General features: G+C 44.1%; 13 protein-coding genes. 6 read left to right on the forward strand and 7 right to left on the reverse strand.

The genetic code is table 11. The features are described from left to right. The first annotated feature begins 53 nt into the window (after nucleotides 1-53). The gene (ahpF, locus tag FNC98_RS12580; RefSeq protein ID WP_143581565.1) at nucleotides 54-1613 is read left to right on the forward strand and encodes an alkyl hydroperoxide reductase subunit F; all 1560 of its coding nucleotides are present in this window, start codon (nucleotides 54-56) and stop codon (nucleotides 1611-1613) included. A 237-nt stretch (nucleotides 1614-1850) separates the two neighbouring features. Continuing rightward, nucleotides 1851-3152: an MFS transporter gene (locus tag FNC98_RS12585; protein WP_185967960.1), complete on the forward strand. Its 1302-nt coding sequence runs from the start codon at nucleotides 1851-1853 to the stop codon at nucleotides 3150-3152. Nucleotides 3153-3209: 57 nt separating this feature from the next. Here FNC98_RS12585 and FNC98_RS12590 read toward each other — a convergent pair whose 3' ends face one another. After that, nucleotides 3210-3878: a PEP-CTERM sorting domain-containing protein gene (locus FNC98_RS12590; protein WP_143581567.1), complete on the reverse strand. Its 669-nt coding sequence runs from the start codon at nucleotides 3876-3878 to the stop codon at nucleotides 3210-3212. Between the two features lie 423 nt (nucleotides 3879-4301). Between FNC98_RS12590 and FNC98_RS12595 the strand changes: the two genes are divergently transcribed. Then, nucleotides 4302-4544, forward strand: a complete 243-nt coding sequence (locus tag FNC98_RS12595) for a DUF2061 domain-containing protein (RefSeq protein WP_143581568.1) — start codon at nucleotides 4302-4304, stop codon at nucleotides 4542-4544. 1 nt (nucleotide 4545) lies between these two features. Then, the gene (locus tag FNC98_RS12600) at nucleotides 4546-4683 is read left to right on the forward strand and encodes a DUF4250 family protein (protein WP_185967961.1); all 138 of its coding nucleotides are present in this window, start codon (nucleotides 4546-4548) and stop codon (nucleotides 4681-4683) included. Here FNC98_RS12600 and FNC98_RS12605 read toward each other — a convergent pair. Beyond that, nucleotides 4680-5111, reverse strand: a complete 432-nt coding sequence (locus FNC98_RS12605; RefSeq protein WP_143581570.1) for a DUF3574 domain-containing protein — start codon at nucleotides 5109-5111, stop codon at nucleotides 4680-4682. The genes FNC98_RS12600 and FNC98_RS12605 overlap by 4 nt on opposite strands. A gap of 83 nt (nucleotides 5112-5194) precedes the next feature. Between FNC98_RS12605 and FNC98_RS12610 the strand changes: the two genes are divergently transcribed. Both FNC98_RS12610 and arsB read left to right on the forward strand, forming a co-directional pair. Further along, complete coding sequence (locus tag FNC98_RS12610; protein WP_143581571.1) at nucleotides 5195-5797, forward strand: hypothetical protein; 603 nt, start codon at nucleotides 5195-5197, stop codon at nucleotides 5795-5797. 219 nt (nucleotides 5798-6016) lie between these two features. Continuing rightward, nucleotides 6017-7036, forward strand: coding sequence for an ACR3 family arsenite efflux transporter (gene arsB / locus FNC98_RS12615; protein WP_143581572.1), 1020 nt, complete (start codon nucleotides 6017-6019; stop codon nucleotides 7034-7036). A gap of 182 nt (nucleotides 7037-7218) precedes the next feature. Here arsB and FNC98_RS12620 read toward each other — a convergent pair whose 3' ends face one another. The 5 genes from FNC98_RS12620 to FNC98_RS12640 all read right to left on the reverse strand — a co-directional run bounded on the left by FNC98_RS12620 (nucleotide 7219) and on the right by FNC98_RS12640 (nucleotide 12961). Continuing rightward, nucleotides 7219-7770, reverse strand: coding sequence for a DUF6942 family protein (locus FNC98_RS12620; protein WP_143581573.1), 552 nt, complete (start codon nucleotides 7768-7770; stop codon nucleotides 7219-7221). An 85-nt stretch (nucleotides 7771-7855) separates the two neighbouring features. Continuing rightward, nucleotides 7856-8410 (reverse strand): carboxymuconolactone decarboxylase family protein, encoded by a 555-nt coding sequence (locus FNC98_RS12625; RefSeq protein WP_143581574.1) that lies wholly within the window; start codon nucleotides 8408-8410, stop codon nucleotides 7856-7858. Between the two features lie 18 nt (nucleotides 8411-8428). After that, the gene (locus FNC98_RS12630; RefSeq protein ID WP_143581575.1) at nucleotides 8429-9235 is read right to left on the reverse strand and encodes an SDR family NAD(P)-dependent oxidoreductase; all 807 of its coding nucleotides are present in this window, start codon (nucleotides 9233-9235) and stop codon (nucleotides 8429-8431) included. Nucleotides 9236-9565: 330 nt separating this feature from the next. Then, nucleotides 9566-10921, reverse strand: coding sequence for a leucyl aminopeptidase family protein (locus tag FNC98_RS12635; protein WP_143581576.1), 1356 nt, complete (start codon nucleotides 10919-10921; stop codon nucleotides 9566-9568). Nucleotides 10922-11122: 201 nt separating this feature from the next. Then, nucleotides 11123-12961 (reverse strand): cyanophycinase, encoded by a 1839-nt coding sequence (locus FNC98_RS12640; protein ID WP_185967962.1) that lies wholly within the window; start codon nucleotides 12959-12961, stop codon nucleotides 11123-11125. Between the last annotated feature and the right edge of the window lie 350 nt (nucleotides 12962-13311).

A 13311-nucleotide genomic window follows, 5' to 3' on the forward strand; every position in this document is an offset into this window, starting at 1 on the left:
AGCGGGCCCGAAAAGCCCGCTTTACCTTTCTACTTTTCCGGGATGTAAAACCTATGCTAAATAACGATATTCTAAATGCTTTAAAGGCTTACACTAAAAACATGGCAAACAGCGTCACTCTGGTTTTGCAGCCGGGTGACCACCCTAAACGTCAGGAATTACAGGATTTCATAGAAAAACTGTGTTCGGTCAGTGATAACTTAAAATGGCGAACGGATACGTTTGACTCTGGGTTAAATAGTCCACTTAGTTTTGCTCTGGAAGTTGACAATGAGCTTAATGGCGTGATTTTTTCAGGCATTCCTGCCGGTCACGAATTTAATTCGTTGATCCTGGCAATACTGCAATCATCAGGCACGTCATTAAAACTTGATAGCAGTTTGCAAAACCTTATCAAATCCGTTTCAGCGCCCCTGCACTTTGAAGTGTTTGTCAGCCTGTCATGTCACAACTGTCCGGATGTCGTTCAGGCATTAAATCAGTTTGCATTATTAAACCCGCATATTAGTAGTGAAATGATCGATGGCGGCTTGTATCCAGAGCTTATCGAAGCGCGCAACATCCAAGGGGTACCGAGTGTTTACCTCAATGGCGAACCGTTTGCCAACGGTAAAGTTGATACCGCAGTGTTGATTGAAAAACTACAACAGCACCTTGGGGACAAGTTGAAATCCCCGGCAAACACCGAGCAGTTACCGACTCAGGACGTAACCGTAATCGGAGGCGGCCCGGCGGGAGTTTCAGCGGCCATTTACAGTGCCCGTAAAGGTTTGAAAGTAACGCTAATCGCCGATCGTATTGGTGGCCAGGTAAAAGACACTGTGGGTATTGAAAACCTGATTTCCGTTTCGCAAACCACAGGGACGGAATTAACAGGCAATCTGATTAGCCACATGAACGATTATGACATTAATCTTAAAGAGCATATTCGCGTCGATAAAATCGAAAAAGGTGATATCAAAACCTTAACGCTCTCAAGCGGTGAAGTGTTAACCACCAAAACTCTGATTATCGCTACTGGCGCCAAGTGGCGTGAGCTGGGTGTTGAAGGCGAAAAAGAAAACATCGGCCAGGGTGTTGCTTATTGTCCGCATTGTGATGGGCCGTTTTTCAAAGGCAAAGATGTCGCCGTAATCGGTGGTGGTAACTCAGGTGTCGAAGCGGCTCTCGATTTAGCGGGCATGGTTAAAAGCGTAACCTTATTTGAATTTTTACCAGAATTGAAAGCCGATAAAGTATTGGTCGAAAAAGCCGAACAACGCGATAACATCACTATCATCAAAAGTGCCAAAACCGAAAAAATACTCAGTGATGGCAGCAAGGTCACCGGTATCCGTTACCAGGATCGCAATAGTGAAGAAATTGTCGATGTCGACCTTGATGGTGTGTTTGTACAAATCGGACTGGTACCGAATTCGGAATTTGTCGATGGTTTAGTCGAGCGCAATGCCTTTGGCGAAATAATCATTGACGAAAAAGGACAAACCTCAGAACCTGGCATTTTCGCCTGTGGAGACGTGACAACCGTACCATACAAGCAAATTGTTATTGCCATGGGAGAAGGTTCAAAAGCGTCGCTATCCGCGTTTGATTACTTGTTGCGCGCAGCGTAGTTTCGCCTGAGGGGCGGTAGTAAGAAGAGGGACTCTAACGAAGGTGGAGTCAAAATGAGATTTTGAAGGTGGAGTTTCAGCGAAGCTGAAAGGGTGGCGTTGCAATGTGATTGTAAGGAAAAAGCCTGTTGCCTACGACGGCGTCTTCACCGACAGCGTCCTCTTACGAAAACAAGCTTAGCTTAACTCTTTAAGCTAAGCTTTAACCTACCGTGCGCTTTTTGCTAACAAATAACAGTGAAATCCTTCCTATCCCTTTATTTTAGTAACCTGCTTCTGGCCATCGGCACAGGTTTGCTGACCACTTACCTGTCGCTTTACCTAACGGTTAATAATGTCGATGCCTTTTGGATTGGCCTGCTAATGAGCAGCTATTATACAGGGTTGTTGGCGGGTTCTAAGTTCGGTTTCCACCTGATAAAACAAGTCGGTCACATTCGTGCCTATGCCGCCAGTACCGGTCTTATTATCGCCTGTTGTGCTTCCCATGCTTTAAGCGACAATATTGTCATCTGGTTGACGGTTCGTTTCGTGTTTGGCCTCGGTATGATGTGTAATTTCATGGTGCTGGAAAGCTGGCTTAATGAACAAGCAGAGCATGAACAGCGTGGCAAAGTTTTTGCGTATTACATGATTACCGCTTATCTGGGAATGGTCATCGGCCAATATACCATTTCATTGTTTCCCGACCTTGGAAGTGAACCTTTGTTGCTGGTGATTATCTGTGTTGCTTTATGCATTATCCCTATTGCAACCACCAAACGAATTCACCCATCTCATCTAAAACCAACGCATTTAACTGTGCTTTCTTTTTGGTCGAAAACGCCTCAGGCATTAACCACGATTTTACTTTCAAGTATGATCATCGCCAGCTTTTACGGCTTATCTCCGGTATTAATGAAAGAATCAGGTTTTAACGCCCAACAAATTGCCTGGTTTATGAGTGCTACCGTATTTGCAGGCTTGTTAGCGCAATGGCCTATGGGGTATTTATCAGATAAATTTTCACGCAGTCGGCTGATCCGCATTAATGTATTTTGTCTGGCGCTAATATGCGGAGCGATGTTCATTCTGCCTTTTAATTTTCTCCATGGCATTATGCTAAGCACCTTATTCGGTCTGTTCGCATTCTCCCTTTATCCGCTAGCCTCTGCACTAGCAAACTCCAGAGTCGGTCAGGATGACAGAGTTGGTGTATCTTCCGCACTACTTGTTACTTTTGGTGTTGGTGCAGGGTTTGGTACTCCTATCATTGCCAGAACTATGGATATATTTGGATATTCGCTGCTTTACGCCATTATGGCGGGCGTAGCCACGTTACTGTTGGTATTGCTGATATCTATGAACACAAGAATTCGTAGCGAAAACCCGAAAAACAGTGAGTTTGTGGTAACCACATCCGATTTAAGTTCATCGCCGCTAGCAGCGACACTCGACCCTAGGATTGATGAAGACATAGCCCATGAGCAATTGTTGGATGATAAAGTAGAGAACAAGGTTAAAGAAGGTGTTAAGGCGGATAACGTACAAAATATGTAAGCAAAATAACAGCTAAGCAGAAGTTGGCTAAGCCAAACTTCTGCAACTGTAATTAGCTTATTTTCGGTACTTGATGAATCTCGCGCCAAGTAAACCAGATAACATTAACAATATAGTTCCGGGTTCTGGGATACCTTGCGGATCTTCTTCAATGAAAAAAGTAATAGACTCCACATAACCGGTAAAATCTGCGGTAGCTGACACGTCGAAGCTCTTCACTAATCCACCATCAGGCAACATGCCTTGTCCAGTGAGTGAAAAGTCTGAAGCATCAACGCTAAAGCCATTTACGGTTACCATACCGTCTGCTAATTCCTGGTGACCGTCACCAACAATCAAACCGTTAAAAGAAATACTGACTAAATTAATAAATTCAATTTCCCCTAAAGAAGGAAATTCAAAAGTCAGGCTTTCACCACCAGCCAAGTTGTCGCCATCAGCACCGTTATACAGACCTAAACCACCGTCTGCTGGATAATCTTGTACTACAATACCACCACCCGTTACCAACAGTTCTACAGTGAAAAACGCCTCTTCGCTAACATAAGTGAACATCAGACCATCACCTTCTCCGTCGATATCAGCCGATACCAAGTCGAAGATAAGCGTTAGCGATCCATCTTCATTTTCAATGAAGTCAGATTGCCCTTCAACGACGGCAGCGTTAGCCCCGCTAAAAGAAAATGCAAGCAAGCCTGCGGTTAAAAATTTAGAAAGAAGTTTCATAGGTTGCCCCTCGATTCATTAGAAGTTACTCGAAAGACATAAATGGAGAATTTTTATTAGTATTGTACGACCAATTACATCTAACACTATTTATTGCAGTTACATCTTCCCCAGTAATAACTGCATGGGGAGCCCTATCTTTTCGTACAAACTGTGCTACCTGGAAAATCTTTATTATCGAAAAGGATGGCACCACAACCGATGCATTTCCCGCGCCAAAATTTAAAGAAATGGGAATTATGCTGATAAACAGGAGGTTATCAGTACATTCGAAAGCGAGCTTAATTACCAATTTTTATTGGAGTAAAGATTCCCGACACAAACTTTTCATGTTCGGTTTATCTGAAGCTCAACATCTTAAAAATTCAATATTGTTTATCCCGCCGTTATACGACAATGAACTTTTGCACTGAGGTTAAATCCATGAAGAAAACCATGAGCTTCGCTATCACTCACTTTACCGTCGCTTTTGCGGTAACGTATTTACTAACTGGAGATTTACTATTAGGTAGTCTGGTGGCCACCATTGAGCCATTGGTAAATACCTGCGCATACCATATCCACGAAAAGGTCTGGTCGACTAAAACTATGAGCAAATCATCAAAGGACACATGTAATGAAGATTCATCAGAATTTGGACATCAATGTACTGTTCAGCCTGCTTAATATGAAAATGAGAAATGAGCAAACGGACTTAACCATGGCCTGCCAGCGTTTGCAGTTAGATGAAACAACCGTAACCGCAAGACTGCAACAGGCCGGTTGCTATTACGATAATGCCCGCAGGCAATTTAAATCGATTTAATCACCTTTAATAAAATGCCACTGTTGCAGGTTGAAAACGGTCACCATAACCGAGTGTTGATTAAACTGCTGACGGTAACTATCAGCGATATTTTTAACCGTCTCTAATTGAGATTTATTAATAATAATCAAAACGACTTTACTGACTTCAGCCTGTCCCTGATAGTAGCCCTTCGCATCAAATAAGGTAAAACCTTCAAAATGCCTGGCTAATTCATGTTTCTCAAACTCCAGCCAACGCTGCTGAGATATCGGTGTTCCGTCATGTTCGGCCATGCCAAAGTAAATCATCACCATTACCTGAGTCGTATTTGGCTGTTCCGTCGTCGTTGCTTGTGGTGCATGATTAACGCTACAACCTGCGGCCATAGCCATAAACCAAAGCGCTAGCACCCACCTAACCAGGCTAGTTTTCGTCGCTATTTCCATTAATTAATTCCTTAAACACAAACTTTTTTGCTTACTCGCTCGACTTTAAAAATAACGTAAATCAACAAACCAAGGAAAATATCATGTTGGTATCAAATAAAATTTTGCTGTCAGTGTTGGCGTCCGCGTCTATTAGCTTTAGTTTAGTCGCAGCAACGTCTGTTTCTGCAGAATCTAAGGTAACATCAGCAATTACTGGCAAAAACCATATTCAGGTTGTCAATCCAGGCAATGACGATAGTAACGAACAGACAATTTTTCATGTAAACGGCAAGACCTTTACCTGGAGAGATTTAACCGCAGAGCAGCAAAATCAGCTGACCTCAATTCAGAATAAGCTGAAGATATCGGAACAAAAACTCAAAAAAGACACCGAAGGGTTTGAAGAAATCGCTCAGCAACTTGAAGTAAAAGCTAAGGAAATCGAAAAAGAAGCGCGAAAAATCGAAACTGTCATGGTTGACGTTGAAATTAAACAGGCAGGTTTTAGTGAGCTGGAAACACTGCAGCAAAAACTTGAGAAAGTCACCAAACAATCAGAAGCGGTGATTCGTAAAAAAGAAAAAGAATTGCGGGCCATTGAAGCGCAACTACCTGAGATAGACAAGAACAATGTCCGTGAGCTCGAAACCCAGGTCAGGGCATATGAAACGGCACTAGTTACAATCGCTGATTCAATCAACTAGGTACTCATTCCTCCAAGTGAAAAATCCGGCTCCCACAATCCCTACATAAGTGAGGTTGTGGGGTCTTTACCCTGGAAACTTCTTTTATAATTTCCATTAGTTTGCTTCACAAGCTTACAGAACTTTTTCCACGTATGCCCGACACCAGTAGCTATCTCCCGACCTAAGCCTCTATAATCTATGCTAATTATTTGCCTAAACAATAGAGAATTATTAGCGATGGGCGTATTTGAGCGTTATTTATCACTTTGGGTTGGGATATGTATAGTCGCCGGTGTGGTTCTTGGAAATCTATTCCCTGGCATCTTTGAAACTCTAGCCTCTTTCGAATTCGCTAATGTCAATTTTGTCGTTGCCATTTTGATATGGGTAATGATTTACCCGATGATGGTGCAAATCGATTTTTCATCTATCAAAGATGTAGGCAAGAAACCTAAGGGCTTGATTCTGACTCTGGTCGTAAATTGGCTTATTAAACCTTTTACGATGGCCGCATTAGGCTGGCTATTTTTCCGGGTAATTTTCGCCGATTTAGTCGACCCGCAATCAGCCAACGAATACATTGCCGGGATGATACTGCTTGGCGTTGCGCCCTGCACGGCGATGGTTTTTGTCTGGAGCCAACTAACCAAAGGAGATGCCAATTACACTCTGGTACAAGTATCGGTTAACGATGTCATCATGGTGTTTGCATTTGCGCCGATAGCAGGGTTTCTGCTTGGTGTAAGCGATATCCAGGTACCATGGGAGACTCTGTTACTGAGCGTGGTGTTATACGTATTAATTCCCCTGGTTGCCGGCATCTGGACCCGGAAAAAACTCGAGGCGAAAAAAAATAAGCACGAGCTGGAACACTTTCTCGAAAAAATTAAACCCTGGTCGATGACGGGACTGCTAGGCACCGTGGTTCTGCTATTTGGCTTTCAGGCGGAAGTGATCACCGAAAAACCACAGATCATTGTGCTTATTGCGATTCCCCTATTAATCCAAACCTATGGCATTTTTTTTATCAGTTATGGCGCTGCCAAAGCGATGAAACTACCTCATAATATTGCTGCGCCCGCCTGCATGATAGGTACATCAAATTTCTTTGAATTAGCCGTTGCTGTTGCCATTTCTCTGTTTGGATTACATTCTGGCGCCGCATTAGCAACCGTGGTTGGTGTGCTGGTAGAAGTTCCCGTGATGCTGTCATTGGTGGCGATAGCGAATAGAACGAGGCATTTGTTTGACAACTAGGTTTAAAAACAGCCCCAGGGTGTTTTTTGCCTTAAGAGGGAAGCTTCGCTGTTGGAGTCAAAATATATTTTGAAGGTGGAGTCGAAGTAAACATCACTTCGATGGTGGAGTCGAGATGAAATACATCTCTATGTAGTATGGTTCTTGCCGTCTGCCGTCTGCCGTCTGCCGTCTGCCGTCTATTATTGCTTTAGATTGCTGATCAATTCACACAGATAAATAATCTTAATATTCGATAACTGCCGATAATCGAAATAGGGACAAACAATCAGGTTTTGGCGTTCACTAATCGCGAATTCTTCATTCAGCCATACCAGATTTGGTATCGCCAATGTTTTCGCGTAGGTTCGCCCCATAACAATACGTATGCTTGAGTCTGGGAATTGCTCAAAGTCCGGTTTTGAAAACACCGGCTTTGAAAATAATAACGACGTTTGGCTTTTTGCTTGTAGTAGTTGCTGATCTCGATAAGCCTGCCAACTTGAGTAATCGCTGGTGACGTTAGCAAAGCAGTTAACGGTGTTGTTGATTCCCGCCAGCGCATAAACTAGCTTGGCATAAACATTAAACACTTTACGCCAGCCATTACCACAAGCCAGGCCTATGGCGGCAATATCGCCATCATGCAGAGCCTGAGTATGATCTAACTCGGGTAATTCCTGGTAGTCAGGTTTATTGGCTATGTACACCTGAAATTGTGCGCCTGCTTGCCCTAATCCGTATTCTTTAAGCACGAGAACTCTGAAACTTAGATAAAATAAAACCGCCAGTTTACGGCAAACCGGCAGTAATTTCAGGAGAAATATGTAGCTTCAGGACTTAGCTTTTTGGATCCCAGGCAAACTGTTGAAATGGCTTATCAACCGGAGTGTCGGCAACATGGTTGGTGTAGTTACTCATCACTTTCATGGCGATACCAAGAATGATTTCGAGCAGCTGTTGCTGAGCATATCCGGCATCATAAAAACGCTTAACTTCATCGTCACTGATATGTCCCCGGTTTCTCACCAGAATCAATACCGTATCCTGCAAGGCCTGCAATTTATCATTCGGCATCGGCTGGCGATTGCGTAAGGCTTCGGTTAAGGCTGGATCAACTTTCATTGAGTGGGCAATACCCGTATGGGCAGGCACACAGTAATGGCATTCATGTTCAACATTGACGGTTTGCCAGACCACAGTAAGCTCTTGGGCATTGAAGGAGGTTTGCTCAAATAAGGTTCCCAGTTGCTGGTAGCCAGCTAAAAGGCTCGATGCTTCGGCCATCACCCCGTGCAGGTTAGGGATCATATGATAAGCCTTGTGCGAATTTTCTAATAAAGGCTTACTCTTATCCGGGGCAGATTCCAGGGTGTGAATGGTGAATTTACTCATTGTATTTCCTATTCGGGTCTAGACAAATCGTGACAGAATTTCATCCATAGTGGCGACCAAGGCGGCGTTTTTATCCGGGTTTTGTGCGTCGCTATGGGGTTTAGCAAATCGACCGCTGTCGTTATCAAAATATTTCCCGGAAGCATCACTAAACTCTGCAGATAAGGCCGCCCGAAAGAGAATATCAGCACCAATAGACAAATCGCCGCCAGCAACACCATAGGCTTCTTTCACCATTTTACTGCCTAAAAACGAGGCGGGATTAACGGCAATGATGGCAGGAGCCTGGTCCCCTAATGTATCGGCCAGGTGTTTCGAAAACATGGTAAGGGCGAGCTTGCTCTGGGCGTAAGCACCATTGTCATCCAAAGTGATATTGCCTTTTAATGCATCAAGATTTACCGATGCTTGTGCCGCAGATGACAAATTCACTACGCGCCCATGACTGTCCATTTTGCTAAGCAACATTTGAGTCAATGCATAGGGTGCCAGAGTATTGACGACGAACCTGACATCGAGGTTATCTGCGGTGAGGGTTTCCGTAGCTTTAAATATCCCGGCGTTATTGATAATCACATCCAGGTGGGAATGATGCTCCGCAACATTATCAGCAAATTCAGCGATATCGCGAAAACTCGATAAATCCGCGACATATACTTCAATGTCAGTGTCCGGGTACTTGCCCTTGAGCTCATTGACCACCTTTGCCAGTTTGGCTTCATTGCGCCCATGCAGCAATAAGTGGTGTCCTGCTGATGCCAGTTTTTCTGCCGTCAGCAATCCAATGCCATCCGTAGCCCCCGTTAACAAGATTATTTTACTCATCGCGTATCTCCGCGTGATGTGTTTTAGAAAAGACTAGCAGATAGGATTTTATCCTGGGTGGCGATCGCGAAAAAGACATCGCGATAAGCTGACAATCAATAATCTGAGCGGAATAAAAATTGCGCTGAAAATTTTATTCCAGGTGACAGCCAAAATTTAAAAAACAAATATTGTCAGGGTGACATGAGGCGACAATCGCGAAAAAGACATCGCGATAGGGTGACGACTAAGGCCCTTCGTTGACACCGTTGACACCGTGGAGAACTTCAGTTCTTCACTGTCACCATGCAGGACTCAATGGTCCTGCACTGACACCTATTAAAGCGCGGACTAGCTAAAACGCGCTTGTAAATAATCAAACACCGCCCGAATACCAAAAGCCTCACCACCTTTCGGACGACCCGGCAATGGACGAATGTTGTAAGCCATTACATCAAAATGACACCAATCAACGTCGGCCGGCAGGAATTTCTGCAAATACAAAGCGGCGGTAATCGCACCACCAAACGGTCCTGCTGCGCAGTTGCTGATATCAGCAATATCGCTATGTAACATGCTCATATACGGTTGATGCAAAGGCATTCTCCATACCGGATCCTGATTGTTCAAACCCGCTTCGGTAATACCTTGCGCGGTTGCATCTTTGGTTGCAAAAAAGCCCGGAAGCTCGGTACCCAATGCAACTCGCATCGCTCCGGTTAAGGTAGCAAAGTCGATAATCAGTTCAGGCTCATCATCAAGCGCTACATCCAGTGCATCACATAACACAAGGCGCCCCTCAGCATCGGTATTATCAATTTCCACAGTTAAGCCATTACGAGTCGTTATAACATCACCTGGACGGAAGGCATTACCGGCAATGGCATTTTCTACCGCTGGGATCAGAACCCGCAAATTGACGTTTAAGTTAAAGGCCATGATCATTCTTGCCAGACCAAGCACATGCGCAGCGCCGCCCATATCCTTTTTCATCAAGCGCATACCAGCAGCGGGTTTGACATCAAGACCGCCACTATCAAAACAAACGCCTTTTCCTACCAGGGTCAATTTCGGAGCATTTTTGTCACCCCAGCGAATGTCCAGTAATCTTGGCGCATGCTGACTGGCACGACCCACTGCGTGGATAGTCGGATAGTTTTCCGCAAGCAAATCATCACCAACAATTTCAGTAAACTCACCAGCAAATTCAGCAGCAAGTTGGGCACTGGTTTCCGACAAATGCTGCGGCATCATGTCCCCTGCTGGAGTATTGATAAGATCCCTGACTAAAGCCGTAGCAGTAGCGAGTTTTGTTGCCGTTGCAACAACGTTTTCGTCAGCCACTGCTAGTACAGGTAAGGATTTGCCAGAAGATTTATAGCGTTCAAAGCGATAAGCTCCGACAAGAAACGCAAAAGCGATAGCCACCTTATTATCTGGTTCAGCGTGCAATAGGTATTGCCCCGCCGGTAATTGCTTTGCTAAGTCGCCACAGGCGAAAAACTCACCGCAGTTTTCGGTGGCAAATACCACGCCTTGGATGCTGCCATCCGTCGCTGGAATAAGGCTTAACCCTTTGCCTTCGTATGCGGTCGCTGATAGCCACTGCGCCACATTTTCAGGCTGAGCCTGTAACCAGGTTGGATAATTTTTTTGGTTAATTATGTGTAATGGGATGCCCTGGTTTTCGGCATTGATTAATGACATATAGGATTCTCTTTAACGGGTGTGATTGTGCATCATCTTAGCAGTTCAGTTGCCCTCGGAAAAGCAATGGCGGCTAAAGTATCTGTTCCCAGAGTCATTTATTGTTAACAGTATTAGGCGGTTAACGGAAATTGCCTAAAGCACGGATTGAGATTCGAGCAAGACCTGAAGCAATCGCTGCAAATCTTGCTTCACTGTGCGTTAATATGCGGCGTTGTCACGCAAAAGCAAACGAGTATACGAACAATAATCTTTACTCAACGAATGATGATTATATTGTCCCGACAGGAATTGACTCCCCTTTGACGACGTTAACTGAAAGTCTCTGCTGTTATTTTCCCAAACCGCTTTAAGTAACAATTCATTGTTACCCGAGCGACAAAATCTATCTAATGTTTGCTGGAATTGATCTTGTTTGAAGATATTCCCCGCAGGTACCTTAAACGTGGCATCTGTTTGTACCGCTTCTACGTGGTTTTTCCAGTCAGCAAAGCGAACACTCAGCTGTTGTTGTTCTAAAGTAAACACATCATCACGGGTTAAGTAGTGAGTGTATACCTGTTCAGGGCCTAGTTGAGGGTTATGTTGAGCGCTTTGTTGAGGGCTTTGCTGAACGATAAACACGCCTCCCTGACCGACAATGCGAAATAGCGGTTTATCAATTTCTTGCCATCCAACCACTAACGCCGTCGCTTCATCAACACCGAATGCAAACCTGGCAGGTGTTTGTTTTAACAAATTCACCAAACGTCCCTCGCGGCCGCGTTCGGAAAAATGGGTGTCGGTTATCCCAAATGGAAAAAGGCCAATACCTCCTTGGCTGCGATAGGTTAAATCATCATTTAATAAGCCTTCACAGCTTTCGGTTTTCTGACAACCTGCATCAGGTAAAACATCCGCCTGAGCCGGGCGAAACATCGACACTTCACTGCGTCCGTTGGTAATCATAGGTATTTGATATGGCGCCTTGGCATTGCCGGCCATCACTGCGGTACCAGCGCTAGTGCCGCCAACCACGAGTCGATTGGCTTCTAATTGTCTGCGAATCGCTTTGAGCACTTGGTTGTCGCTGTTATCTTTTCGTTTAAAACTGGTAACCGTAAAAGATTGATCGCCGCCATTAAAGAAAATACCATCGGCATTATTGATTTTTTGCACCATTAAATCCGGATTTTCACAGGCTTGGCGTTGTTGTTTGGCTAAATCAGGATATACCTCAACGCGTTTAATGGCGCCATGGATATCGGCTCGGTAGCTTTCGATATCTCCACAGTTTTCTAATAAGTTGTCGCCCGCTTGCCAGGCTTTATTGACCGCCGCATCTATGGGTAACCATTCGACCTTGGCTCCCACTTGTGTAAACGCCTGAAGATAAAAGTCCACCGCTTCAAACGTATCTCTTGCAGACGCTGTGACCACCAAAATTTGTGGTTGCGGCAATGCATTTTGCTGTGCATTTACTTCTGCATTGCTTGCTTTTTTAGCAAGGCGTTTCTGCTCGGCATACCCCACAAAAGTTCGATAAATTTCTTTCGAAAATGGGCTTCTTGTCTGCTCAAGAAATACAGTTTCGCTAACTCGATTTCCCTCTTTAATCATTGGTACCTCGAGAGCATCAAGCATCATAAAATACTGCCGGTCTGGTAACTGACTAATAATATTTTTGTTATCTTTTTTCGTCAGTGCTCTGAGTAAATCTCTTCTTGTGAGCCATTTTCCTTTAGCCTGTACAGCCTTGTTTAACAATTTAAGCGTGGGTTTTCTCAATTGAGATAATTCATCGACTGGCCAGTGACTGGCAAATAATTGAATATTTTTTGGAGTAAGCTGATAAAAAGACGAGGTTTTAACGGGTTTACCTGCCGCCTTGATAGATGAATTAATTTCAGCCTGGTCAGCACAATGCTGAGGGGACATTGAAGCACAGGTTTTGATCCCACCACCAACCAGATACAAACGCTCATCAGATGCATGCGATTTTACTAACGATAGCATCATGATCGACAAAATAAGCGGCAATTTCACAAAATTTAAAAACATTACTTGAACCATCCAATTCGTTATTGATTACTGAAAAAGGTTGTAAAAATCCTCATTAACAGGTGTTGACAAAAATTTTCAGTCGAGGTACTTCTGTAAATAGTGAATTTAAAAACGTGCTTACCGCCATAAGCACCAAAATGATAAACAGGACAGAGCGCTAGCTCGATTCTATTTTTAATATGTACAAAAAAGCTTTCTCGCTTACAACATATTCTTATCAAAACTACTACCTTTCGGAGTGGTTTGACGAGTAACCCCTTACTCCCCAATCTATTTTGAGGGCGCAGCCCTGCGCGTGCAGCAACCGTTCCTCACCCCGTAATTTTTTAACAAAAACAATAAATCGC

Source organism: Thalassotalea sp. PS06, from assembly GCF_007197775.1.
Taxonomy (GTDB): Bacteria; Pseudomonadota; Gammaproteobacteria; order Enterobacterales; family Alteromonadaceae; genus Thalassotalea_A.

What these genes read in the sequence shown, in the direction of transcription:
- FNC98_RS12640 (WP_185967962.1), bottom strand. Translation starts at nt 12,961, where the DNA reads ATGTTTTTAAATTTTGTGAAATTGCCGCTTATTTTGTCGATCATGATG.
- FNC98_RS12600 (WP_185967961.1), top strand. Translation starts at nt 4,546, where the DNA reads ATGAAAATGAGAAATGAGCAAACGGACTTAACCATGGCCTGCCAGCGT.
- FNC98_RS12630 (WP_143581575.1), bottom strand. Translation starts at nt 9,235, where the DNA reads ATGAGTAAAATAATCTTGTTAACGGGGGCTACGGATGGCATTGGATTG.
- FNC98_RS12595 (WP_143581568.1), top strand. Translation starts at nt 4,302, where the DNA reads ATGAAGAAAACCATGAGCTTCGCTATCACTCACTTTACCGTCGCTTTT.
- FNC98_RS12610 (WP_143581571.1), top strand. Translation starts at nt 5,195, where the DNA reads ATGTTGGTATCAAATAAAATTTTGCTGTCAGTGTTGGCGTCCGCGTCT.
- FNC98_RS12625 (WP_143581574.1), bottom strand. Translation starts at nt 8,410, where the DNA reads ATGAGTAAATTCACCATTCACACCCTGGAATCTGCCCCGGATAAGAGT.
- FNC98_RS12635 (WP_143581576.1), bottom strand. Translation starts at nt 10,921, where the DNA reads ATGTCATTAATCAATGCCGAAAACCAGGGCATCCCATTACACATAATT.
- FNC98_RS12605 (WP_143581570.1), bottom strand. Translation starts at nt 5,111, where the DNA reads ATGGAAATAGCGACGAAAACTAGCCTGGTTAGGTGGGTGCTAGCGCTT.
- arsB (WP_143581572.1), top strand. Translation starts at nt 6,017, where the DNA reads ATGGGCGTATTTGAGCGTTATTTATCACTTTGGGTTGGGATATGTATA.
- ahpF (WP_143581565.1), top strand. Translation starts at nt 54, where the DNA reads ATGCTAAATAACGATATTCTAAATGCTTTAAAGGCTTACACTAAAAAC.
- FNC98_RS12590 (WP_143581567.1), bottom strand. Translation starts at nt 3,878, where the DNA reads ATGAAACTTCTTTCTAAATTTTTAACCGCAGGCTTGCTTGCATTTTCT.